Source organism: Ensifer sp. R1-3 (assembly GCF_056739175.1).
The window spans coordinates 1,124,593-1,147,305 of record NZ_CP096516.1; the positions used below are offsets into that span (position 1 = coordinate 1,124,593).

Consider the following 22,713-nt stretch of genomic DNA (forward strand, 5'->3'; position numbering starts at 1 on the left):
CTGCTCCGCCCGGCATCTCTGTGCTTGTCACAGAGCTCCAGCAGCGCCGCGTCTGCGGCGCGGAAGAGTTCTCTCAGCCCAAGGACTTGGTCTGACTGGATCCCTCTGATGAGGAAATCAAACAAGCCGCCGGATATCCCGAATCTCAACGGGCCCCAGCTCCCGATATGCGCCCCAACCTTGCCGCATTTCGCCCGGAGCTTGCCTCAATCGCGGTCCATCCTCCAAGAAAACGCGCCCAACTTTAAAAATTCACAGTTGCGTCGTTCAACCGGCGATTGCCCCAAAATATTGCGGGGCGCAATTTCTGCAACATGCCGCGAAACCGGGATTTTTCAGGAAAGCGGACCCCTTCCCGCGGCCGTCGGTTTTTGCGGGAGCTCGCGGTTTAGGTGCACTGCAGCATGATTCTGTTCGCTTTTCTGCTGCAACGCCATATTTTTTCTTCGGGAGTGCCCTAGTTTCTCTTCCTGCGGGCTGAGGTCTGCTCTGTTGAAACGGCTGCCGCGAGGCGCTGCCCGATAGGGAGTGACTGATATCGTGAGTATGGACGCGAATGTCTCGGCGCGCATCAACCTGATGCGTATTCTGCTGATCTCCGGCATCGTATTCGTGCACGTCCCGTACAATCCGCAGTGGAGTCCCTTTCTGGGCAACTACGGCATGTTGGACTGGCTTCGCGTCTTTCTCGGCGAAAGCCTGTTCCGGATCGGTGTGCCCTGCCTCAGCGCGATCTCCGGCTATCTTCTCTTTCGCAGAGGCCTTGCCGATTTCGACTATTGGAAGACGTTGAAGACCAAGGCGCGGACCGTTCTCCTGCCGTTCCTTATCTGGAGCGGCTCCTTCTTTGTGGTCGTCTACGCCATTCAGCGCCAGGGCCTCGGCTTCGGCTATCTGCCCGACACGATCAATGCGACCCCGCGCCAGTGGCTGAGCATGGCCTTCGCGGTCGAGGCAACGCCCGTCAACCTGCCCCTGTATTTCCTGCGCGACCTCATGCTCTGTATCCTGCTGTCGCCGCTTCTGGCTTTGCTGGTGAGCCGTTATCCGCGCGTAACGCTCCTTGCACTGCTCGCCTATGCGATTCTGCCGCTGCCAAACGGAATCTTTCTCAAGAAGTCGATCCTGTTCGGCTTCTCGGCTGGAATCTATGCGAGCCTGCATGGCGTGAACATCAAAATGCTCGATCGCTTCGCGGCACCGATCGCGGCCGGGTTCCTCGCGATCGCAGTCGTGATCGCCGTCGGCCTCTATTACACCGGCCCGGATTTCCCGCTTTGGCTCGACATGGCACTTCGCCTGACGTCGATTGCGGGCATCATCGGCTCCTGGGCGATCTCGGAGCTGCTCGTGCGCACGCGCTTCGGTGAAAAATTGGGTCGCGGGAGCGGACTGAGCTTCTGGATCTTCTGCGGCCACTATCCGCTGCTCGTGTTGTTCTGGATGATCTGGAACCGCACCGGGCTCAGCTATTATCCGCTCTTCTATTTCACCGCGCCGTTCATCGCCATTGCGATCCTCGTCGCGTCCCACAATCTCGTACGGCGCTTGGCGCCGGACCTGCTCGCAGTGCTTACCGGCAGCCGAACAGGTGCGAAACGAATGGCCACGCAGCCGCCGCAAGGCGCGCAGGCAGGCTATTCGCCCCAGCAAAGGTAACGACAATGACAATCGATCGCTACAGACGCTTTGCCCGTCTCGCTTTCATCGCAACGCTCCCTCTCGCCGGCCTCGCGACCGCGGCGGCCGCGCAGGAAGGTGCCAACGGCAAGTCCTTCAAGGACGATTTCGACACCCTCGACACCCGCGTCTGGTTCGTCTCGGACGGATGGAACAATGGCGGGCATCAGAATTGCACCTGGTCGAAGAAGCAGGTGAAGACCGTCGATGGCATTCTGGAGCTGACCTTCGAGGAGAAGAAGGTAAAGGAGCGCAACTTCGCCTGCGGCGAAATCCAGACGCGCAAGCGCTTCGGCTACGGCACCTACGAGGCGCGGATAAAGGCGGCCGACGGTTCCGGCCTGAACTCGGCCTTCTTCACCTATATCGGCCCCGCCGACAAGAAACCGCATGACGAGATCGATTTCGAGGTTCTCGGAAAGAACACCGCGAAGGTCCAGATCAACCAGTATGTATCGGCAAAGGGCGGCAACGAATTTCTCGCCGACGTTCCGGGCGGCGCCAACCAGGGTTTCAACGATTACGCATTCGTCTGGGAAAAGAACCGCATCCGGTACTACGTCAACGGCGAACTGGTTCACGAAGTGACCGATCCGGCGAAGATCCCGGTAAACGCCCAGAAGATCTTCTTCAGCCTCTGGGGTACGGACACGCTCACCGACTGGATGGGCACCTTCTCCTACAAGGAACCGACAAAGCTCCAGGTCGATCGAGTCGCCTTCACGGCTGCCGGCGACGAATGCCAGTTCGCCGAGTCGGTCGCCTGCCAGCTGGAGCGGGCGCAATCCGAGTGAACGGCCGGTAACTGAGTAATTTATCCATTTTGTTGCAGTGCACAAAGAATTGAACTAAGCTCAGCCCCGGGCTGGGCAGGAAAACGGACGTTTTCATGCTGCAGATACTCTATCTGGCACAGGATCTTGCCGATCCAGCAGTGCGCCGGAGAACCCTGACGCTCGTCGCGGGCGGCGCACGCGTGACGCTCGCCGGCTTCCGCCGCGGCGACAATCCGCTTGCGGCCATCGACGGCGTCGAGCCGATCGAACTCGGAACCACCGCCGACGGCCGTTTCGCTCAGCGAATCGGTGCCGTCGCCCGCGCGTGTCTGTCGCTGCAACGCCAGCTCGGCCATGTCCGCAAGCCCGATGTCATCATCGCCCGCAATCTGGAGATGCTTGCCGTGGCGAGGAGAGCGGTCGCGTTCTTCGGCGGCACGGTTCCCATCGTGTACGAATGCCTCGATATCCACCGCCTCATGCTGCGCAAGGATATCGTCGGGCGGATGCTGCGCGCGGCCGAAAGCCAACTCGGCAAGGATGCGCGCCTGTTGATCACCAGTTCCCCCGCCTTCATCGAGCACTATTTCCGGCCCCTTTCCGGCATCGGCGCTCCGCCGATGCTTCTGGAAAACAAGGTGCTCGAAATCGACGGCACGGTCGAGCGGCGTACGGCCTCACCGGCCAAGAGCCCGCCGCCCGGCGCACCCTGGAAGATCGGCTGGTTCGGAGCGCTTCGCTGCCGCAGGTCGCTCGCCCTTCTCGCCGAATTCTCGCGCAAGATGGAGGGCCGCTTCGAGATCGTTCTTCGCGGCAGGCCCGCCTATTCCGAATTCGACGATTTCGACGGCTTCGTTCGCAACGAGCCCTTCATGCGGTTCGAAGGCGCCTATCGCAATCCCGAAGACCTGGCGGAAATCTATGGCGAGGTCCATTTCACCTGGGCGATCGACTTCTTCGAGGAGGGTCAGAATTCCGCCTGGCTGCTGCCGAACAGGCTTTACGAAGGCTGCCGCCACGGCCGAATCCCGATCGCCATGAAGGGGACGGAGACCGCTCGTTTCCTGTCCGTGCGGAGCATCGGCCTCGTTCTCGAGGGAGCCGACGTCGAGAGCCTCGCCACGGTTCTCGGTCCGCTGACGCCAAATTGCTATGCCGACGCCGCGGAGCGTATCAGCCGCTGCAATCCGGGATCCTGGGTGTTCGACCGGACGGATTGCGAAGCTCTGGTGCGGCAGCTGGCAACGCTCACGCTGCAGGCGCCGCAGACCGTTCCCGTAGTCGCGATGGCAGGTTCCAGCCACAAAGAAGGTGGATTTCTATGAGCTCAGATGAATTGACGTCCACGTCGAGCCTTATCGTCATACCCTGTCTCAACGAGGCCTCGCATATCGAGGCGCTGATCGAAAAGCTGCGCCCGTCACTCACACCGTTGAACGCGCGGGTCGTCATTGCCGACGGCGGCAGCACGGACGGAACACGGGAGATCGCCCGGCGCCTTGCCACTGAGGATCCACGGGTGCTCTTCCTCGACAATCCGAAGCGCATACAAAGCGCGGCGGTCAATCGTGCCGTCGCCGAACTCGGCGCCGGCAGCGACTACCTGATCCGCATCGACGCCCACGGCACCTATCCGGACGATTATTGCGAGCGGCTTGTCGAGGATGCCTTGGCGACCGGCGCGGACTCGGTCGTGGTCGCCATGCAGACCGTCGGTTTCAGCACGTTCCAGAAGGCAACGGCCTTCGCGCAGAACTCCAAGCTCGGCAATGGCGGTTCGAAGCACCGCACCGGTGCCGTCGGTCACTGGGCCGAGCACGGTCACCATGCATTGATGCGCATCGAAGCCTTCAAGGCTGTCGGGGGCTATGACGAGAGCTTCAGCCACAACGAGGACGCCGAACTCGACTATCGCCTCGGAAAGGCCGGCTACCGGATCTGGATGACCGACAAGACGAGCATGGTCTACTATCCGCGTGCCAAGCTCGTCCCGCTGTTCTGGCAATATTTCGGCTACGGCCGCGGCCGGGCAAAGAACTTCCTCAAGCATCGCGCAATGCCGGGGCTCAGGCAGATGCTGCCGCTTGCGGTGGCACCCATCGCTTTCGGCGCGCTTCTCGCGATCGTCAACTGGATGGCCGTGGTGCCAGTCGGGGTTTGGGCTGCCGCATGCCTCGGCTATGGCGTCTGGATGGCGCTCGGCCAGCGTAATCCTTATGGACCGCTCGCCGCCGTTGCAGCCATGGTCATGCACCTTGCCTGGTCCGCCGGGTTCTGGCGGGAACTCCTCGACTTCCGCCGCAGGGTGGCCTGATGCCGAACGAAACTCTTCACATCGACATCGGCGTCTGCACGTACCGCCGGCCGGAGCTTGCCGAAACGCTTCGCTCGCTGGCTGCGATGAACGTGCCGGAGCGCGCCAGGTTGCGCGTGATCGTCGCCGACAACGACGCGGAACCGAGCGCCAGGGCTCTGGTCGAAGGACTTCGGCCGGAGATGCCGTTCGACATCCTCTACGTTCACTGCCCTCACTCGAATATCTCGATCGCCCGCAATTGCTGCCTCGACAACAGCACCGGCGACTTCCTCGCCTTCCTGGATGACGACGAGACCGTTTCCGGCGACTGGTTGACCCGCCTTCTGGAAACGGCGCGCACCACGGGAGCCGCCGCCGTGCTCGGCCCGGTCAGGGCGCACTACGGGCCTACGGCCCCCCGCTGGATGCGCAGCGGCGATTTCCACTCGACACTGCCGGTCTGGGCAAAAGGTGAGATCCGGACCGGATACACCTGCAATGCGCTGCTCAGGCGCGATGCGGCTTCGCTCCTTGGCCGGCGCTTCAAGCTTTCACTCGGCAAGAGCGGCGGCGAGGACACGGATTTCTTCACCGGGATGCACTGCGCCGGCGGAACGATCGCCTTTTCGCCGGAAGCATGGGTGCACGAGCCGGTACCGGAAAACAGGGCCTCGCTTGCCTGGCTCGCGAAGCGTCGTTTCCGCTCCGGACAGACCCATGGACGCCTTCTCGCCGAGAAAGCCCATGGCTTGCGACAGGCCTGGAATATCGCCCTTGCCGGGGCGAAATCCGGCTTTTGCGCAACTGCCGCGGTCCTCTGCTTTCCTTCGGCCGCAAGGCGGAACCGCTTTGCGCTACGCGCCGTACTGCATGCCGGCGTCATCAGCGGCCTGCTGGGGCTTAAGGAAATCGAACAATACGGAGCCCGCGAGGTGACCTCGGCATGAACCCTCCGGCGATCGACAAGGTCCCCGACGTCACATTCGTCGTGGCCGCCTATAATTCCGCGGATACGATCGTGCGCGCGATCGAAAGCGCGCTGGCGCAGGAAGGCGTGACCGTCGAGGTCGTCGTCGTCGACGATTGCTCAGCAGATGCGACGCCCGCGCTCGTTGCGGCGATCCCGGATCCCAGGGTCCGCCTGATCGCCCTTGATCGCAACCGCGGTCCGGGCGGCGCACGCAATGCCGGCATCGGGGCGGCGCGCGGCCGGTGGATCGCCGTTCTCGATTCGGACGATACAGTCCGGCCGGACCGGCTCAGGCGGATGATCGAGCGAGCGGACGCGGCCGGGGCGCAGATCGCCGTCGACAATCTCGACGTCGTCTCGCTGGACGGACGCAGTCTCAGGATGTTCTCCGAGGCCGAACTCGCCCGGCTGCCGCAGCTCACGCTTCCCGCCTTCATCGAGTCGAACGTGCTCTTTCGATCCGAGCACAATTTCGGCTACATGAAACCGATCTTCGAGCGCCGCTTCCTGGAAAACCAGCAGCTTCGCTTCGACGAGGCGCTGCGCATCGGCGAGGACTACATCCTGCTGGCATCGGCCCTTGCCTGTGGCGGGCGCTGCGCGGTCGAGCCGTCCGCCGGCTACATCTATCATATCCGCGAGGGTTCCATCTCGCGTGTGTTGAGGCTCGATCACATAGACGCGATGATCGCCGCCGACGAGGCGTTCCTGCGCCGCTACGCGCTCGACGGCCTGGCTCAGAAAATGCAGCACAGGCGCATGCGCGGCTTCCGCGAAGCTCGCTCGTTCCTGGTCCTCGTCGAGCAGTTGAAAAAGAGATCGTTGGCCGGCGCGCTCAAGACCGCTCTGGCCGACCCGTTTGCGCTCCGGCATCTCAGCATGCCGATCGCTGCCCGATTGCGCCGCCTTGCCGCGCGTTTCGTGCATCCCTCCTCCCATTCGGCCCCCCGTGCCGCCCCCGTGACGGCGGCGGCTGAAAGATCCCCGCTGGGCAACGACCCCCGCATAAGCAAAGGATGATAAAATGGACCGTGTCAGGACCGTCAGAAAAGCAGTAATCCCGGTTGCCGGAAACGGAACGAGGTTCCTTCCGGCGACGAAGGCAGTGCCCAAGGAGATGTTGACGATCGTCGACCGGCCAGTCGTTCAGTATGCCGTGGACGAGGCCCGCCAGGCCGGAATCGAACATATCGTCTTCGTCACCAGCCGGAACAAGCAGGTGATCGAGGACCATTTCGACGACGCGCCGGAGCTCATCTCGTCGCTTTCACGCTCCGGCAAAAGCGCGCAGATTTCCGAACTCGAGGCCATGTTGCCGGCAGCCGGCTCGGTCAGCTTTACCCGTCAGCAGGCCCCCCTCGGCCTCGGGCACGCGGTATGGTGTGCGCGTGACCTGATCGGCGACGAGCCCTTCGCGCTTCTGCTGCCGGACATGGTCTCCTTCGGCGCGCGCGGTTGCGTGGCCGGCCTCATGGACCTCTATCACGAGGTTGGCGGCAACGTCGTCGGCGTCGAGCAATGCGCCCCCGAGGAAGCATCGAAATACGGCATCGTCGGCAAGGGCGAGACGGTCCGGCACGGTTTCTCCGTAACCGAGATGGTCGAAAAGCCCGCCGCCGGAAAGGCACCGTCCAACTACTATCTCAATGGTCGCTACATCCTTCAGCCGGAAATCTTCTCGATTCTGGCCCATCAGACACGCGGCGCCGGCAATGAGATCCAGTTGACCGATGGCATGCTGACGCTTTCGCAATCCCAGTCCTTCCACGCGCATCCCTATGAAGGCCGCACCTTCGACTGCGGCTCGAAGCAGGGCTTCATCGAAGCCAATGTCGCCTTCGCCCTTGCTCGTGCGGACATCGGCGATATCGTTTTCGAATCCGTCCGCGACATGGTTCTGTCTCACGAAAGCCGCATCCGGGCGGCATAAGCGGCGGCTTCCGGCAGTCCTGCGGGACTGCCGGAACAAGGACCGGAGAAGAAGATGAACAGAACGGCCCCCATGAAACAAAGAAGCGTTCCATTGAGCAGCATCATGCCCAGCGAAGAACAGTCAGACGGCTTTATCGACCTTGACCGGCTTGTCGCCGCAGTCTTTCGTCGTGCCCGGCTTGTGGCCGCATTCGTCGTGCTCTTCATTGCGCTGGGGGCCGCTTATCTCCTGTTTGCCACGCCCTATTACACGTCGATGACGCAGATCCTTCTCGACGAAAACCTGTCCAAATACGCCGAGGAAGAGCCTACCCCGGTAAACAGCCAGATGCTCGATACCCAGATTGCGAGTGCGGTCGAGATCCTGAAGTCCGGCGAACTCGCGCTGCGCGTCGTAGACAAGCTCAAGCTTTCGGAAAACGATACCATCCTCAATCCGCCGCGCTCCCCGGTCGACATGGTCAAGGAATGGCTGAAGACGGCAACCGGGCTGTTTTCGGGCGGGCCGGATGTCACGGAGGAGGCAGCGCGCAACGGACGGCGGCAGAAGGCGGCCGCGATCATACAGCAATCGCTCGCGGTCGAGCGTGTCTCGCGCAGCTCGGTCGTGGCCGTTGCCTTTCGCTCGAGCGACCCCTTGCTCGCGGCGACCATCGCGCGCGGCTACGCAAGTGCCTATCTGACCGATCAGTTGAACGCCAATTTCGAGGCGACCGAGCGCGCATCCGTCTGGCTGCAGGAACGGCTTACGGACCTCCAGCAGCGCTCGCAGGCCGCCGCGCTCGAAGTCGCGCATTTCAGGGCCGAAAACGGTCTGACGGCTGCGCGGGGCGAGTTGATGTCCGAGCAGCAGATGGCCGACCTCAACAGCCAGCTCATCGTCGCCCAGGCCGATACGGCAAGTGCGTCGGCCCGTTACGACCAATACAAGTCGATCGTCGACCAGGGACCGGAGAACGCGGTCAAGAACGCCACCATTTCCTCCAAGGAGGGTGACAATTCGGTGATCCGTGACCTAAGGACGCGCTATCTCACCGTCGGCAAGCGCGAGCGGGAAGTCTCGGACAATTTCGGCGCCGACCACCCGCAGGCGGTATCGCTCCGCGCCGAGCAGGAGGATGTCGCGCGGCAGATCTACCAGGAACTGCAGCAACTCACCGCAAGCTACAAGAACGAATACGAGGTCGCCCAGTCGCGCGAGGAATCGCTCAGGAAGAGCATCCAAGGCATTGCCGGCAAGACCTCCGACGCCAGCGAGCAACTGGTGCAATTAAGGGAGCTCGAACAGAAGGCAGCGGCTCTGAAGACGCTCTACGAGTCCTATCTCGGGCGCTACGAACAGGCGACGCAGCAGCAATCCTTCCCGATCGCCAAGGCTCGCGTCATCTCCGAGGCCGGCGTGCCCGTGTCGCCGTCGAGCCCCAAGAAAACCATGACTCTCGCGCTCTCGGCCGTGCTCGGCATGATGGTCGGCGGCGCTTACGCGGCCTTCCTCGAATTCCGCGAACGGACTTTCCGCCTGGAGGGCGACATACGCTCGATCCTCGGCCATCGCTCGCTCGGCTACGTTCCGCTGCTCGGAACGCGCATGAAAAAGAAGGCACAACTGGTCCATGCGCATTTCGGCTCGGTGAAAAGACACGACGAAGCGGTGGACGATACGATGCCGTTCCAACGACTTTCGCGCATCGTCGTCGATGCGCCGCGTTCGACCTTCGCGGAGACCTTCCGCAACGCAAAGCTTGCCTGCGACCAGATGCTGGCCGGCAGCGAAAGCCGCGTGATCGCCATTGCATCGGCCCTTCCGGACGAGGGAAAATCGATCATTGCCGCGAACTTCGCCGCACTACTGGCGGCGAGCGGCAAGCGCACCCTGCTCATCGATGCCGATATACGCAAGCCGGGACTGACGCAGATGATCACGCCCGCCCCGCGCACCGGGCTCGTCGAAACGCTGATCGGAGAAGCCAGCTGGCCCGCCGGAATCAAGGTGGACCAGCGCACCAAGCTCGCAATCCTTCCGGCCGGCGGCGCATCGCATCAGCGGCATCAGAGCAACGAACTGCTCGCCTCGCCGGCCATGGCGAACCTTATCGAGAACGCCCGCAACGCCTTCGACTATGTCGTCGTCGATCTTGCCGCACTCGCCCCTGTCGTCGACGCGAAGGCCTTCGCGCCGCTGGCCGACGGCATTCTCTTCGTGGTCGAATGGGGAAGAACGCCTTCGCGGCTCGTACGCGATCTGCTCCACTCGGAACCGTTGATCAATTCGAAGGTGCTGGGCGTCATCCTCAACAAGACGGATATGAACGAACTCGGCAAATACAGCGACTTCGACGGGGCGGAGAAATATCGCCATCGCTACGGCAAATATTACGTCGAGAATACGATCACGGAAAACACCGCCGCTTGAGGCGACCGCGGCCGCGCCACTTGTGCGCGGCCTTTTTCGCCCTTCGCCGTCAAGCCTTGCGGCGATCGACGATCCAAGCGGCTGCCATTAACGCAATGACCGCCGTAAGGGCAATCAGTGCCAGCGCGTAGAAGAGCGAATATTCTACCAGCGACGGCAGGATCGAAAGAGCACGCCGCGCCCTGCTTGGCGACCGCCGCCAATCCGGCAGGTCGTCACGGTTGAAAGCCTCCAGCCGGCGGGTAAGAAAGTGCATATCGCGAAAACCGATTGCCAATCGAAGCCATGGAGCGGTCATGCTGCTGAACAACCGTGGCGATAGCGAGGCACTTCAGCGCCCCGAGCCGTCACTCGGCAGTCAATCCTTCCACCACCGGTGGAAGTGATGAACCGGACCGCGCCCCTGACCTATCTCCAGGCGGTCGGCTGCTGAGATTGCGGCATGCAGATACGCCTTGGCTGCGCTCACCGCTTCGATCAGCGGCACGCCTTTCGCAAGGCCGGCGGCAATGGCTGCCGAAAGCGTGCAGCCGGTGCCGTGGTCGTTGCGCGTCTCGATCCGCCCGGCGGGAAGGCGGACAAGAGTGTCGCCGTCGAAGAAGAGGTCTGTGGCCTCCTGGCCCTTCAGGTGCCCGCCCTTGACCAGAACCGCATGTGCGCCCGTCCGCATGATCGCTTCCGCCTGGCGCGCCATCTCCGCCTCGTCCCCGGCGATTGCGCGCCCGGTCATGAGCGCGGCCTCGGCAAGATTGGGCGTGACGACGAGCGCCAGCGGCAACAGTTCTTCGATGAGCGCGGCAACGGCATCCGGACGAAGCAGCGCATCGCCGGAGGTCGCCACCATGACGGGATCCACGACGGCCCGTTTCCCGAACCGGCGCAATCCATCGGCAATGGCGGCGATCGTTTCCCGACGCGAGACCATGCCGATCTTGACGGCCTTCACGTCGAGGTCGGAGAAGACGGCGTCCATCTGCGCCGACACGATTTCAGCGGAAACATCCTCGACGGCCGTCACACCCCTGGTGTTCTGGGCCGTGATCGCAGTGATGACGCTGGCGCCGTAAACGCCGAGCGCTGAAAACGTCTTGAGGTCCGCCTGAATACCGGCGCCGCCGCCCGAGTCCGAGCCGGCGATGCTGAGCGCAATCGCCGTCATGCGCAGTCCTCCTTCGCACGAGGGCAGATGATGATTGCGAGTAGTACGGCAATGGACGTCATCGATCGATCTCCAGACGAAACATCACGGAGATCCAGGAAAAGGCGATGAAAAGGCGAACTTGCCGCTGGCGGCCATCTTTCCGTTCCTACGCCGGCATGACCCGGATCAGGTTCAAGGGTCCGGCTCAACGCCATCTCAGCACCGTCTGGTGCTCCCCTCGGAATGCGCTATCTATGCGGCTGTAGCAGAGCGATGTCAACGCGCCCGCGCAAAGGCTTGTAAGACCTATCTTTTAGGCCAGCCGGCAAAAATATACCCGCAGATTGGCAAGCTATGATGCAGTCATTCCTTCTGCCGCCGTCAATCGCTCGTTTCCTCCTCGAAAACGGCGGCGATTGCGTTATTCTTAGCGGAATTTCGTCGTACAGGAGGGAACACGCCATGAGTCTGCGCATCAACGATACCGCCCCTGATTTCACCGCCGAGACAACGCAGGGCACGATCAATTTCCATGAATGGATCGGCGACGGCTGGGCTGTCCTCTTCTCCCATCCGAAGAACTTCACCCCCGTCTGCACGACGGAACTCGGCGCCATGGCAGGGATCGAGCCGGAGTTCCGCAAGCGCGGCGTCAAGATCATAGGCATCTCGGTCGATCCGGTCGAGAGCCACTCCAAGTGGAAGAACGACATCAAGGTCGCGACCGGCTTCGAGGTCGACTACCCGCTGATCGGCGACCGCGATCTGAAGGTGGCAAAGCTTTACGACATGCTGCCGGCCGGCGCCGGAGAGACGTCCGAGGGCCGCACCCCGGCTGACAATGCCACGGTGCGCTCGGTCTACGTCATCGGGCCCGACAAGAAGATCAAGCTGATCCTCACCTATCCGATGACCACCGGCCGCAACTTCAACGAGATACTGCGCGCCATCGACTCGATCCAGCTCACTGCCAAGCATCAGGTGGCAACGCCCGCCAACTGGCAGCAGGGCGAGGACGTCATCATCACGGCCGCCGTCTCCAACGAGGACGCCGTGCAGCGTTTCGGCTCTTTCGACACCGTGCTTCCCTATCTCCGGAAGACGAAGCAGCCAACGGCATAGCAAAACCCGCTGGCCAACAGTCAGTCGTAAGGGCGCGTCAATTCATCAAGGGTTGACGCGCCCTACCGCTTCTTCCTAATATTCTTGTTTAATACCCACAGGGCAGAACCATCCTGCCTCAATCCGCTTTGGCGGTGGAGATGATCTCCGCCAGAACCCCGTGCAGGGCGTCGCGATAGCCGTTGCGTGCCGAGGGGCCGCTTTCATCCGACGTCATGACCACCGTCAGGTTCAGGGACGGCACTATGTAGAGCATCTGGCCGCCATAGCCCCAAGCGTAATACACATCCTCGTCGCCGATCCGGCGCGTGAACCAGCCATATCCATAGCCGTCGCCGGTAAAACGGGAGGCGGTGCGCGGCCGCCAGGAAAGCTCGACCCAATCGGCCGGGACGACCTGCCGTCCGTCCGCGGTGCGGCCGCGATTGCGATAAAGCTCGCCGAAGGCAAGCAGCGACCGCGCGCTCATCGCCATCTGGTTGCCGCCGAGATAGATGCCCTGGGGATCCCGCTCCCAGGCACCGATCCGGAAACCCTCGACCGGATCGAGCCATTCGCGCGCAAGCGCCAGTGTCGGCTTGCCGCCGACCTTGGTCAGTATTGCCGAGAGCAGATGGGTCGAGGCGGTCGAATAAAGCATCCGCCCTCCGGGCTCGTCGTCGAATGGCTGTGCCAGTGCGAAACGAACCCAATTGCGGCTAGACACCCAGCGGCCGTAGTTCGGTCCGGACATCCGCCCCAATCCCGCCTGCATCGAAAGCAGGGTGCCGATGGTGATGTCGTTGATCCGGGGGTCGGCCTGCGACGGGAGGTCTTCCTTCAGGAGCGGGGCGATCTTCTGCTCCGGGCCGTCGAGCAGACCCTTGTCGATCGCGATGCCCACAAGTGCGGACACGATCGACTTCGACGCCGACTTGATGTTGGTCGACTCCGAGGGCGTGTGGCCGCGATAACCCTTCTCGGCGATCGTCTCACCGTCCCTGGCAACGACCACAGTCTTCAGCGGTTTCAACTCCTCCCTGGTCTCCAGTCTCGTCAGCAAGGTGGTGACGGACTGATCCTGCGCGGCTGCCGCCGAGTGGAAACCGAGAAGTGCAAGGAGCGTAATAACGAGCATAGTCATGCGTTCGACCTAGGGCGAACGGCACGACAAGTCATCAAGTGCATTCCAAGCTCACGACGATGTGACCTCGCCGAAAGGTCGGCTACATCGATGTTCCGGGGTTCATTCCCTCCAGATCGCAACATCGACGGGTTTTAGCGTGCGGCCTCCCACGTAGAACTCGGCCGAGGCGCCCGCGGGAACCTCCGCGGGGATCCGGCCGAAATTGAAGGCGAAACGGAGATTGCCACGGCGCGTCACGCGAAGATCGCCGAGGTCGGGCAGGCTTTCCAACCCAGCCCAGCCGAGCGCGTCGCCGATCACCTTGTCGAGCAATGCGCCGTTGGTCGCAACCGCCAGGTAGCGTGCCTTGTCGCTGCCGACGAGCGCCGGCGCGCCGTTACGATACTCCCCGTCGAAGCTTGCGATGACAGTTTCGCTCGTCCTGACCGTCTCGCGCCAACCGCCCGCCTCATAGGCCTCGTTGCCATAGAGAACAGTCTCGCTGTGAAACTCCGGCAGCGACTCGACCCGCGAGACGCTGATATCGATGAGCTTCGCCAGCGGTCCTGGTGGTAGTCCCTCGGGGATGTGCATGTCCCTCGTCTTGCTGCCGCTGCGCGCGCCGAAGACCACCTTGGCATCCGCTCGCGTGAGCCGCTCGACGAAGGCCTCCTCGGCGATCACGAGATCCGGGGCAAGGATCAGCTTGTATCCGGCGATATCGGAGTGCTGTCCTATGAAATCCACATCGACGCCGAGGCGGGCCACCGTCGAATACCAGTCGAGCGCAACCGCCGAAGCGGAATAGCTCCGCCCCTGCGGCAAGACGCGTGTGGCCCAGCGCGATTCGTAGTCGAGAACAATCGCGACCTGCGCCTTGCCACGCACCTCTCCCTCGGGCAGGCGCTTCATTTCAGCGACGACTTCGGCGACTTCAAGATAGCCCTGGTCCGCCTCGCTGTTTGGAAGAAGGAGGCCCGCGTGAAACTGTTCCTGCGCGAAAGGCGCCTGCCGCCAGCGGAAATAGGAGACCATGTCGACCCCATGGGCATAGGCGAGCCACGTCCAGAGCCGCACCATGCCGTCGGCGGGGGACTGGTTGTGCGCCGCCCAGTTCACCGGCCCCGGCTGCTGCTCCATGACCCAGACGCGGCCGCGGCCGACGGCGCGGTAGAGATCGTGGTTGAAGGCCGGCTGGTCGGGATCCCCGACCCGGAGATAATGCTCCTTGTCCTTCGCTGCGAGCCGTCCGTTAAGCAGGCCGCCCATCGGATAGACGTCCCAGGAGGCGATGTCGATGTCCTCGCCCACCCTGTAATGATCGAAATCGGTGTTCTGCGACATGAAGTTGTGCGTCACCGGTCGCCCGGGCGAAAGCGCCCGGATGATGTCGACCTGCGCCTTGTTGAAGCTCTTCACCTGATCGGAAGAGAAGCGGATGAAATCCACCCCGTGGGTGGGGCTCGGCTCCTCCACGAGATTGTTCGGCAGGTCGATTTCCTCGAAGCTATCGTAGCGCATCGACCAAAATGAGGTGCCCCAGGCGCGGTTCAGCTCATCGATCGAGCCGTAGCGTTCGGCCAGCCACAAGCGGAACGCCCCGACCGCCTCGGCGGAATAGCTGTAGATCGTGTCGTGGTCGCCATATTCATTGTCCGTCTGCCAGGCATGGACATAGATGTGTTCGCCATAGCGGCGCGCCATCGCCTCGGTGATGCGCGCCGCCTCGGAGCGGTAACGCCGACTCGAGAAGCAATAGTGGCGTCGCGCGCCGAATTTGCGCACCGCTCCGGTCGCGTCCACCGGCAGAATCTCGGGATAGCGGTTCACGAGCCATTTCGGCGGGGCCGCCGTCGGCGTGCCGAGGATGACCTTGAGGCCGGCCTTGCCCAGAACATCGATCGCCTCGTCCAGCCATTCCCAATGAAATTCGCCCGACCGCGGCTCTATTTTCGCCCAGGCGAACTCACCGATGCGAACCCAGGAGAGGCCGAGCTCGACCATTCGCCGGGCGTCCTCCGCCCATTTCCCGCGCGGCCATTGTTCCGGGTAGTAGCACACGCCGAGCTCAAGCCTGTCAGGCGTCCGTGCGTCGGAGTTGAAGTGATTGGGGCTAGTCAGCGGCATGTGCAAGGTAAAGTCCTTTGTCGTATTCCGATTGTCGGCGGAGAAACCGTCGCGGCAATTGCGATCCGGTCTGGCTGATGTAAACGTTTATATTGCGCGTCGGAGCGTTGCGGCATCTCGGCCGGTCATCGTTCCGGCCTCAGCCGGTCGTCCGAGCGCTCGATGAGATCCGGCATCAGGAGCGTCTGCAGGGCCTCGGGCGGCTCTCCCTCCATCCGCCGCAGGATGAACTTGCCGAGCAGCGCGCTCGGCTCGCCGATCGGCAGGTAGTAGCTCGTGATCGGCGGTGCGAAATACTGGCTGACGTTCAGGTCGTCGGTCGCATTGATGACCGCGTCACGCCCATGCACCAGCCCGCGCGCGTGGAAGCCGGAAAAGGCCCCGAGCGCGGTGGCTTCGTTGGCACAGATATAGGCGGTGGGCGGATCGGCAAGCGCAGACATGGTCACCACATTTTCCCGGCCGAATGCGGGCGTCAGCCGACCATGAGCGACGAGGGCGGGATCGTAGGGCAGGCCTGCCTTTTCGAGCGCTTTGCGGTAGCTTTCCAAACGGACGACGCCATAGGCGAACTGCTCTTTCGGATTGAGCAGCGCGATGCGCCTGTGGCCGCGCTCGATCAACCGCGCCATGGACAGGCGGATCATCTGCTCGTTGTCGGCATCCACATAGGCATGCGGCGCATTGTGGATGCTCATGCCGTAGGTCACGAAGGGGAACTCGGCTTCCTGCATCAAGCGGATCCGCTGATCGTCGGCGCGCGTGCCCGAGATGATGATGCCGTCCGCCTTCTTCATCGAAACGATCTGCCTGATCGTTTCCTGACTTTCCTCGAAGTCGCGCACGGCATAGAGCGAGACGCGATAGGGGCTTTCTTCCAGCGCCCAGGAAATACCGCTGAGGAGTTGCGCATATTCCACGCCCTCCCATTCGTTTTCCTTCGGGCCCGGCGCCGTCATGATGGCGGCAACCTGATAGGTCTTGCCGGTGCGCAGCTGCACGCCATGAAGATTGAGCTCGTAGCCCACGCGCTCGGCCGCATCGAGCACGACGGCCCTGGTCTCCGGGCGAACCTGCGGAGAATGCTTCAGGGCCTTGGAGACCGTCGCAATCGACAGTCCCGTTTCCCGCGCTATCGTCTTTATGGTCGGTCGCTGCATGACGGCTTCAACTCTTCACCGGTTTTCGTCGCGGAGGGATTGCGCCAGCAGCAGATAGACTGCGGACGTCCAGGCGAATGCCCGGTCCCGAAGGCCCCTGCCCGAGCGCGCGTCGAAGTTTTCGGCCATACCGTGTGCGTTGACAAGTGCGCAGAACTTCTGCGCGATTTCCCGCGCCAATGCATCCTTGCCCTGGCGGCGCAGTCCATCCCACAGGAGATAGGTCGTCGGCGCCCAGATGGGTCCGCGCCAGTAACCATCGTCCTCGTAAAAGGGACTCCGGGGGCTCTCCGTCGCCGGGCCCCAATCGGTGATGAACGCGCCTTCGACCAGCCGGGCGACGAGCTGGCGGCACATTGCTGCCGGCAAGCGGGAGCCCAGCAGCAGCGGCATGAACTGGATCAGGCTCTCGCCCGGAAGAATTCGTTCGGGATCGGCGGCAAGACGCGCGGCAAAAGTCTCGCCGGTCCAGAGCATGTCGACGAGGAGCGCTTGAAGTTCGTCGGCGATACGCAACCATCGGGCTGCTTTTCCCGGATCATCCTCCAGCAGGTTGGCAAGCGCCTCGCAGGCCAGGATGAGGAAGACCGGAAGGTCGGGTGACAGAACCGGGCCGCCTTCGGCAAAGAAGCTCGCATTATCCCAGCCGCTGTCATTGCCGTGGAAGTAGCTCGGCAACACATTGTCGCCGGCGCGGCCGTGGGTCAGCCAGTAGGAGACCTGCCTGCCGATCGCATCGCGCAGATAGGCTCGGCGTTCCGGCGTCAGGAAGGCGGGATTTTCGCGCGCCATGCAGGAGACGGCCCAGCCGTGAACGGGGGGCTTGGTGAAGGCGAAGAGCGCTTCGCGGTCGTTGACGTAGTCCGGCAGCAGGCCGGAAGCGTCCTGATGGTCGAAGATCGCTGCGAACTGGCCGAAGGCGAGCTCTTCGTCGAAGGCGGCGACGCCGAGTGCCGAAAAGGCATTGTCCCAGCTCCAGATGTTGATCATGCTGTTTTTCGACATGTAGATCGCCGGCCGCGTCAGCACGCATTCGGCCGGCACGGTATTCGCCCAAAGGAGATAGGCCGCGAGCCGTTGCGCTTCCTCCTGTCCGGGGACACCCGCCGGGATCGATCGATACCAGGCGCCGAACTCGGCTGTAACGGCTGCATGTGCCTCATCGAAGCTGCGGGGTCCTTCCGGCGGCGGGAGGGCGCGAAAGAAATCGACATTGCCCTCGAATGTCCCCTCGCCCGAAAGCGTAAAGGAAACATCGGTGGACCGGTCCCTGTCCCACTTGCCGGAAACGGCGAGTTCACCAAGACGGCACCGCGGAATGAATTTCACGTTCTCACCCGCTGCAACGAGGCACCATTCGCCGCCGGGCGTGCGGTAGACATAATCGTAGCGCGATCCTTCGACAAGGAAACGCACGCCGGCATTTTCGCCGCGAATGTGCAACCGCTCGCCGTCTCCGATGACGAAGCGGACGATGCCTTCGCCGGTCCGCGCCACAAGCTGATCCGGCGACAGTTGGAAGCGCGTCGCCGCCGGCCGGCCTTCCCCGTCCAGGAACTCGACACGGCACAGCCGTCCGAGCGAAGGACGCTCGTCGCCGCCGCTGACGCGTCTGAGGTAAAGCGCACGCTCGCCGTCACGACCGGGAACACGCATCGTCGACAGCGTCAGGAAGCGCCCCTTTCGGCTGAAAGGAACATGGTCGATATCGAACAGCATTGCCTATCCCTTCACCGAAGAACCGACGGCTCCATCCATGATATAGCGCTGCGCCAGGAAGAAGAGGGCGAGCGGCGGCAGACAGAGGATGACGGTGATCGCCGCGATCGAGGTGACGTCGATCTCATGCAGGCCCTTGAACATCGAAAGCCCGAGGGTGAGCGTGTACTTCGACTGATCGTTGAGGAAGATCAACGGCCCTAGATAGTCGTTCCACGCATTCATGAAATGGAAGGTACCGACCAGCACCAGGGCCGGCAGCATCAGAGGCAGATGGATGCGCCAGTAGATGTCGAAGCTGTTCGCTCCGTCCATGCGGGCTGCTTCGTCGATCTCCATCGGTATCGTCATGATGTATTGGCGAAGCAGGAAAACGAAGAAGGCGTCGGCGAAATAGGCGGGCACGATCAGGGGTTTGAGCGTGTTGATCCAGCCCAGCATGTTGAACTCCATGTAGAGCGGAATCATCTTCACGTCCCAGGGTATCATCATGGTCGCGAGCAGCAGCACGAACAGGGCGTCGCGTCCAGGAAACCGGAAGCGGGCGAAGCCGAAGGCGACGAGCGAACTCGAAAGAAGCTGGCCGATCGTCGAAAGGACGACGACGATCAGCGAGTTCGAGAGATAGGTGCCGAAGGGCTGCTTGCTCCAGGCGGCTGCAAAATTCTCCCAGTGCCACTCGGACGGCCAAAGGACCGGTGGGAACCGATATAGCTCCGCCGTGCTTTTGACCGCCGTCATGAAGGTCCAGTAGAACGGCGCGATGAACAGGGCCGACAGCAGGATCAGCGTCGCATAGAGGACGGTCTTACGCATCGCGGTCTCCATCGGCCGGCCGGACCTCGCCCTCGTAATAGACCCATGCGGCGGACCAGCGCATGACGACTAGGCTGAGCGTCAACACGATGACGAACATCACCCAGGAGCCGGCGGCGGCGTACCCCATGTCGAAATATTTGAAGGCGTTGTCATAGATGTACATGGCAAAGAAATAGGTGGAGCCGAGAGGGCCGCCCTTCGTCAGCAGAAGCGCTATCGTCAGCTGCTGGAATGCGGAGATGATCGAGGTGATGAAGGTGAAGATCAGCATCGGCCCGAGCATCGGCAGCGTGATGAACACCATCTGCGCCCAACCCGGAACCCCCGAGACGGTCGCGGCCTCGTAGAGCTCTTTCGGAATGGCCTTGAGACCGGTGAGAAGGATCAGCATCGTACCGCCGAGGCCCCAGAGGCTTGCGACGATGATGGCGACCAGCGCCAGGCTGGGATCGCCGAGCCAGTTCGGTCCATCGATGCCGACGAGCGAGAGCATGAAGTTCAACAGCCCGTATTCCCTGCTGTAGATCCAGCTCCAGATCGTCACAAGCGCAACGCCCGAGATTACGCTCGGCAAATAGAACACCGTGCGAAAGAAGCCGCTGGCGAAAGTCGCATGGTGCAGCAACAGCGCCAGCAGGAACGACATGACGATGTTGAACGGCACGTAGATCGCCGCGAACTTCACCGTGATCCAGAGGCTTTCCCGGAATTGCGGGTCCTCCATGAACATCGAACGGTAGTTGTCGAGTCCGACGAAGGTACGCTCGCCGACGACGGGCCAGTCGAAAAAGCTCATCGTCAGGGAGAAGCAGAGCGGGCCGAGGGTGAAGAAGAGGAACCCCAGTATCCATGGGGAGATGAACAGGAAGGGCGCAAGATGCCGCCCGGCATTCGCTCGTCTGCGCCGAACGACCTCCGCCTTCGGTCCCGTATGGGCAGCCATGTCCATCCCCCGCACTCCTTACTTCAGCAGGCGCTTGGAGCGCTTGACTGCATCGTCGAGATGGGCCTTGGCATTGCCCTGGTCGATCATCGTCGCCTCGATGGCGCGCGCCAGATTGTCCTGAATCTTGCCCCAGTTGGCGTTCTTCAGATAGGCGTGCCTTTCGGTGTTGGAGGTGGCGAGAATATCGAAGAAGGGCTTGTACACAGGGTCCTTCGTCATCCCTTTCGCCTCGGCCACGCTCTTGCGCACCGGCAGGTCGTTGACGCGCATCGCGACCGAGTCGGGCGAGGAGAAGAACTTCACGAATTCCCAGGCGAGGTCGGGATGGGCGGCGTCCTTGGCGATGGAGATCGCCGAGACGCCGAGTGCCGAATGGGCGGGACGGTCGCCGAATGTCGGCAGCGGCGCGACGCCATAGCTGAAGCCGGCGGCATCGATATCTGCCTTGTCCCACATGGCGCTCTGGAACATGGCGATCTTGCCGCCCTGGAACAGCGTGTCACCCCCCGTTTCGTCCCCGAGGTGCAGCGTCACGGCTTCCTCTTTCCTGGCCATGTCGGCGAACATGCCGAGCACGGCGGCGGCCGCGTCGCTATTCATGTAGCCATCGATCTCCTTGCCGTCGTCAGAGATGTATTTCGTGCCGTTCGACCAGAGGAACTGCTCGAAATCATAGGGGTCCGGCTTGGCGTCGACGGCGAACCCGTAGACCTTGCCGGCCTCGTCGCGGAACTTGGCTGCCTTTGCGCGCAGATCGTCCCAGGTCCAGCCCTCCTTCGGCTCTTCGACACCCGCCTTTGCGAACATTTCCTTGTTGTAGAAGACCACCTGGGTGGTGAATCCCGAGGGCATGCCGTAGGTCTTGCCCTCGATACGCGTCGTGTTCATCAGGCCTTCCGGAAAATCGTCCGGCTTGATCTCGGCCGAATCGCGCGCGATCAGCTCATCGAGCGGCATCAGCGACGTGTAGTATTGCGGGAAGTTCCACATATACATGACATCGGGCGGATTGCCCGCTCCGAAGGCGGCGACGAGCTTCTGGTCGTAGCCCTCGGCATAGGGCTCGACTTGAACCTTCACGCCGGGGTGCTTCTCTTCGAATTTTTTGGCGATCGCCTGCTGGATGGCAAGGCTCTCGCCCGTGTCCCAGGTCGCGAAACGCAAGACCTCCTCTGCGCGCGCAGTCGCCGCGCCGGCAACCGACAGTGCCAAAAGCGCTCCGATGATCGTCGTTTTCATATCAGGCATGTCTCTCCTCCAAAACCGGCGCACGCGCGCCCCTTGCCTTCTCGTTATCGATAAGTGCCTTCGTCTCCGGATCGAGCCGCCTCGCGATCGCCGTGCCTTCGGCATCGAACAGATGGCAGTGCTCGGGGGGAAGGCGGAGATGAACTTGATCTCGGCTCGCGACCGGATGGGTGCCGCGCACCACGGCGGTCAGATCACCACCGCCCTCGACACGGATATGAACGTGACTTTCCGTGCCGAGCCGCTCGACGAGCCTCACCGTGCCGGCGAGATGCGCCTCCTCCGGCGAGGTCAATTCGAGCTTGTCGGGGCGAATTCCGAGGGTGACCGGACGATCCCGGTTGAGCGACTCGGACGAACACGTATCGAGCGTCACCGGCCGCGATAAGCCGCCTCCGGCAAGCGTCACGCGGGTCGCAGCCTGCTCCGCGACACCCGCCGGCAGGAAGTTCATCCGCGGTGAACCGATGAAGCCGGCGACGAAGAGATTTGCCGGACGATAGAACAGTTCGAGCGGCGTGCCGAACTGGCTGACGCGTCCCTTGTCGAGCACCACGACCCGATCGGAGAGGGTCATAGCCTCCACCTGATCATGCGTCACATAGATCATCGTCACGCCGAGGCGTTCGTGCAGCGCCGCCAGTTCGACGCGCATCGTCACTCTTAAACCGGCATCGAGATTGGAGAGCGGCTCGTCTAGCAGGAAGAGCTTCGGCTCGCGCACGATCGCCCTGCCGATCGCCACACGCTGACGCTGGCCGCCGGAAAGCTGGCGGGGCTTGCGGTCCAGGAGCTCCGTGATCCTCAGAATTTCGGCCGCATTGTTGACACGCCGGTCGATCTCGTTTCGCTTCATACCGTTCAGCGCAAGGCCGAAGGAAAGGTTCTTGCGCACATTCATATGCGGATAGAGCGCGTAATTCTGGAAGACCATGGCGATGTCGCGCCTGGCGGACGGCAGATCGGTGATGTCGCGGTCGCCGAGTCGGATCGATCCCCCGTCGAGATTTTCAAGTCCGGCGATCGAGCGCAGGAGCGTGCTCTTGCCGCAGCCGGACGGCCCCAGAAAGCAGACGAACTCGCCGTCGGCGATCTCGAGATCGATGCCCCTCAAAATTTCATGGGAGCCGAAGGACTTGCGAAGATTGTCGATGCGAATTGTGGCCAAGCTCCCCTCCCGGCAGGCGGCTGATCAACCGCTTGCTCATCAGTTTGTTAAACGTTTTTATCGCCAATAAAAACGTTTAACTTTGTTGTAA

General features: G+C 62.3%; 19 protein-coding genes and 1 riboswitch. Of the genes, 9 read left to right on the forward strand and 10 right to left on the reverse strand.

What is annotated here, in order from left to right; all coding sequences use genetic code 11:
* Nucleotides 1–546: 546 nt before the first annotated feature.
* From exoH to exoP, 8 genes are all read left to right on the forward strand, one after another.
* Complete coding sequence (gene exoH, locus M1D43_RS22455; protein ID WP_010975916.1) at nucleotides 547–1,659, forward strand: succinoglycan biosynthesis protein ExoH; 1,113 nt, start codon at nucleotides 547–549, stop codon at nucleotides 1,657–1,659.
* A 5-nt stretch (nucleotides 1,660–1,664) separates the two neighbouring features.
* Entirely contained in the window at nucleotides 1,665–2,474 is an 810-nt protein-coding gene (gene exoK, locus M1D43_RS22460; RefSeq protein WP_010975917.1) for an endo-1,3-1,4-beta-glycanase ExoK, read from the forward strand.
* 95 nt (nucleotides 2,475–2,569) lie between these two features.
* Nucleotides 2,570–3,781, forward strand: coding sequence for a succinoglycan biosynthesis glycosyltransferase ExoL (gene exoL, locus M1D43_RS22465; RefSeq protein ID WP_010975918.1), 1,212 nt, complete (start codon nucleotides 2,570–2,572; stop codon nucleotides 3,779–3,781).
* Nucleotides 3,778–4,770 (forward strand): succinoglycan biosynthesis glycosyltransferase ExoA, encoded by a 993-nt coding sequence (exoA, locus tag M1D43_RS22470; RefSeq protein WP_004434899.1) that lies wholly within the window; start codon nucleotides 3,778–3,780, stop codon nucleotides 4,768–4,770. Before exoL ends, exoA begins: the two co-directional genes overlap by 4 nt.
* A complete protein-coding gene (gene exoM, locus M1D43_RS22475; protein WP_010975919.1) occupies nucleotides 4,770–5,699 on the forward strand; it encodes a succinoglycan biosynthesis glycosyltransferase ExoM in 930 nt (309 codons plus the stop codon). The genes exoA and exoM overlap by 1 nt, the downstream gene beginning before the upstream one ends.
* Nucleotides 5,696–6,742, forward strand: coding sequence for a succinoglycan biosynthesis glycosyltransferase ExoO (gene exoO / locus M1D43_RS22480; protein WP_010975920.1), 1,047 nt, complete (start codon nucleotides 5,696–5,698; stop codon nucleotides 6,740–6,742). Before exoM ends, exoO begins: the two co-directional genes overlap by 4 nt.
* A 4-nt stretch (nucleotides 6,743–6,746) precedes the next feature.
* A complete protein-coding gene (locus tag M1D43_RS22485; RefSeq protein WP_010975921.1) occupies nucleotides 6,747–7,652 on the forward strand; it encodes a UTP--glucose-1-phosphate uridylyltransferase in 906 nt (301 codons plus the stop codon).
* A 54-nt stretch (nucleotides 7,653–7,706) separates the two neighbouring features.
* The gene (exoP, locus tag M1D43_RS22490) at nucleotides 7,707–10,067 is read left to right on the forward strand and encodes a succinoglycan biosynthesis transport protein ExoP (protein ID WP_014527101.1); all 2,361 of its coding nucleotides are present in this window, start codon (nucleotides 7,707–7,709) and stop codon (nucleotides 10,065–10,067) included.
* A 49-nt stretch (nucleotides 10,068–10,116) separates the two neighbouring features.
* On the opposite strand, the gene M1D43_RS22495 is transcribed toward exoP, so the two are convergent.
* Nucleotides 10,117–10,365 (reverse strand): hypothetical protein, encoded by a 249-nt coding sequence (locus tag M1D43_RS22495; RefSeq protein WP_017265891.1) that lies wholly within the window; start codon nucleotides 10,363–10,365, stop codon nucleotides 10,117–10,119.
* Between the two features lie 60 nt (nucleotides 10,366–10,425).
* Nucleotides 10,426–11,226 carry a bifunctional hydroxymethylpyrimidine kinase/phosphomethylpyrimidine kinase gene (gene thiD, locus M1D43_RS22500; protein ID WP_010975923.1) on the reverse strand — a complete coding sequence of 267 codons (801 nt, stop codon included), beginning with the start codon at nucleotides 11,224–11,226 and terminating at the stop codon, nucleotides 10,426–10,428.
* Nucleotides 11,227–11,354: 128 nt separating this feature from the next.
* Nucleotides 11,355–11,457: riboswitch (TPP riboswitch) on the reverse strand.
* A gap of 213 nt (nucleotides 11,458–11,670) precedes the next feature.
* Between thiD and M1D43_RS22505 the strand changes: the two genes are divergently transcribed.
* Nucleotides 11,671–12,330 (forward strand): peroxiredoxin, encoded by a 660-nt coding sequence (locus tag M1D43_RS22505; RefSeq protein ID WP_004434881.1) that lies wholly within the window; start codon nucleotides 11,671–11,673, stop codon nucleotides 12,328–12,330.
* A gap of 118 nt (nucleotides 12,331–12,448) precedes the next feature.
* Here M1D43_RS22505 and M1D43_RS22510 read toward each other — a convergent pair whose 3' ends face one another.
* From M1D43_RS22510 to M1D43_RS22545, 8 genes are all read right to left on the reverse strand, one after another.
* Nucleotides 12,449–13,453: a serine hydrolase domain-containing protein gene (locus M1D43_RS22510; RefSeq protein WP_498814247.1), complete on the reverse strand. Its 1,005-nt coding sequence runs from the start codon at nucleotides 13,451–13,453 to the stop codon at nucleotides 12,449–12,451.
* A 102-nt stretch (nucleotides 13,454–13,555) separates the two neighbouring features.
* The gene (locus M1D43_RS22515) at nucleotides 13,556–15,568 is read right to left on the reverse strand and encodes a beta-galactosidase (protein ID WP_498814249.1); all 2,013 of its coding nucleotides are present in this window, start codon (nucleotides 15,566–15,568) and stop codon (nucleotides 13,556–13,558) included.
* Nucleotides 15,569–15,687: 119 nt separating this feature from the next.
* On the reverse strand, nucleotides 15,688–16,722 hold the full coding sequence (locus M1D43_RS22520) for a LacI family DNA-binding transcriptional regulator (protein WP_014527099.1): 1,035 nt from the start codon (nucleotides 16,720–16,722) through the stop codon (nucleotides 15,688–15,690).
* 15 nt (nucleotides 16,723–16,737) lie between these two features.
* The gene (locus M1D43_RS22525) at nucleotides 16,738–18,441 is read right to left on the reverse strand and encodes an amylo-alpha-1,6-glucosidase (protein ID WP_127603386.1); all 1,704 of its coding nucleotides are present in this window, start codon (nucleotides 18,439–18,441) and stop codon (nucleotides 16,738–16,740) included.
* Between the two features lie 3 nt (nucleotides 18,442–18,444).
* Nucleotides 18,445–19,257 (reverse strand): carbohydrate ABC transporter permease, encoded by an 813-nt coding sequence (locus M1D43_RS22530; RefSeq protein ID WP_010975929.1) that lies wholly within the window; start codon nucleotides 19,255–19,257, stop codon nucleotides 18,445–18,447.
* On the reverse strand, nucleotides 19,250–20,209 hold the full coding sequence (locus tag M1D43_RS22535; protein WP_004434865.1) for a carbohydrate ABC transporter permease: 960 nt from the start codon (nucleotides 20,207–20,209) through the stop codon (nucleotides 19,250–19,252). The genes M1D43_RS22530 and M1D43_RS22535 overlap by 8 nt, the downstream gene beginning before the upstream one ends.
* Before the next feature lie 12 nt (nucleotides 20,210–20,221).
* Nucleotides 20,222–21,454, reverse strand: coding sequence for an ABC transporter substrate-binding protein (locus M1D43_RS22540; RefSeq protein WP_010975930.1), 1,233 nt, complete (start codon nucleotides 21,452–21,454; stop codon nucleotides 20,222–20,224).
* Nucleotides 21,447–22,622: an ABC transporter ATP-binding protein gene (locus tag M1D43_RS22545; RefSeq protein WP_017263545.1), complete on the reverse strand. Its 1,176-nt coding sequence runs from the start codon at nucleotides 22,620–22,622 to the stop codon at nucleotides 21,447–21,449. Before M1D43_RS22545 ends, M1D43_RS22540 begins: the two co-directional genes overlap by 8 nt.
* Between the last annotated feature and the right edge of the window lie 91 nt (nucleotides 22,623–22,713).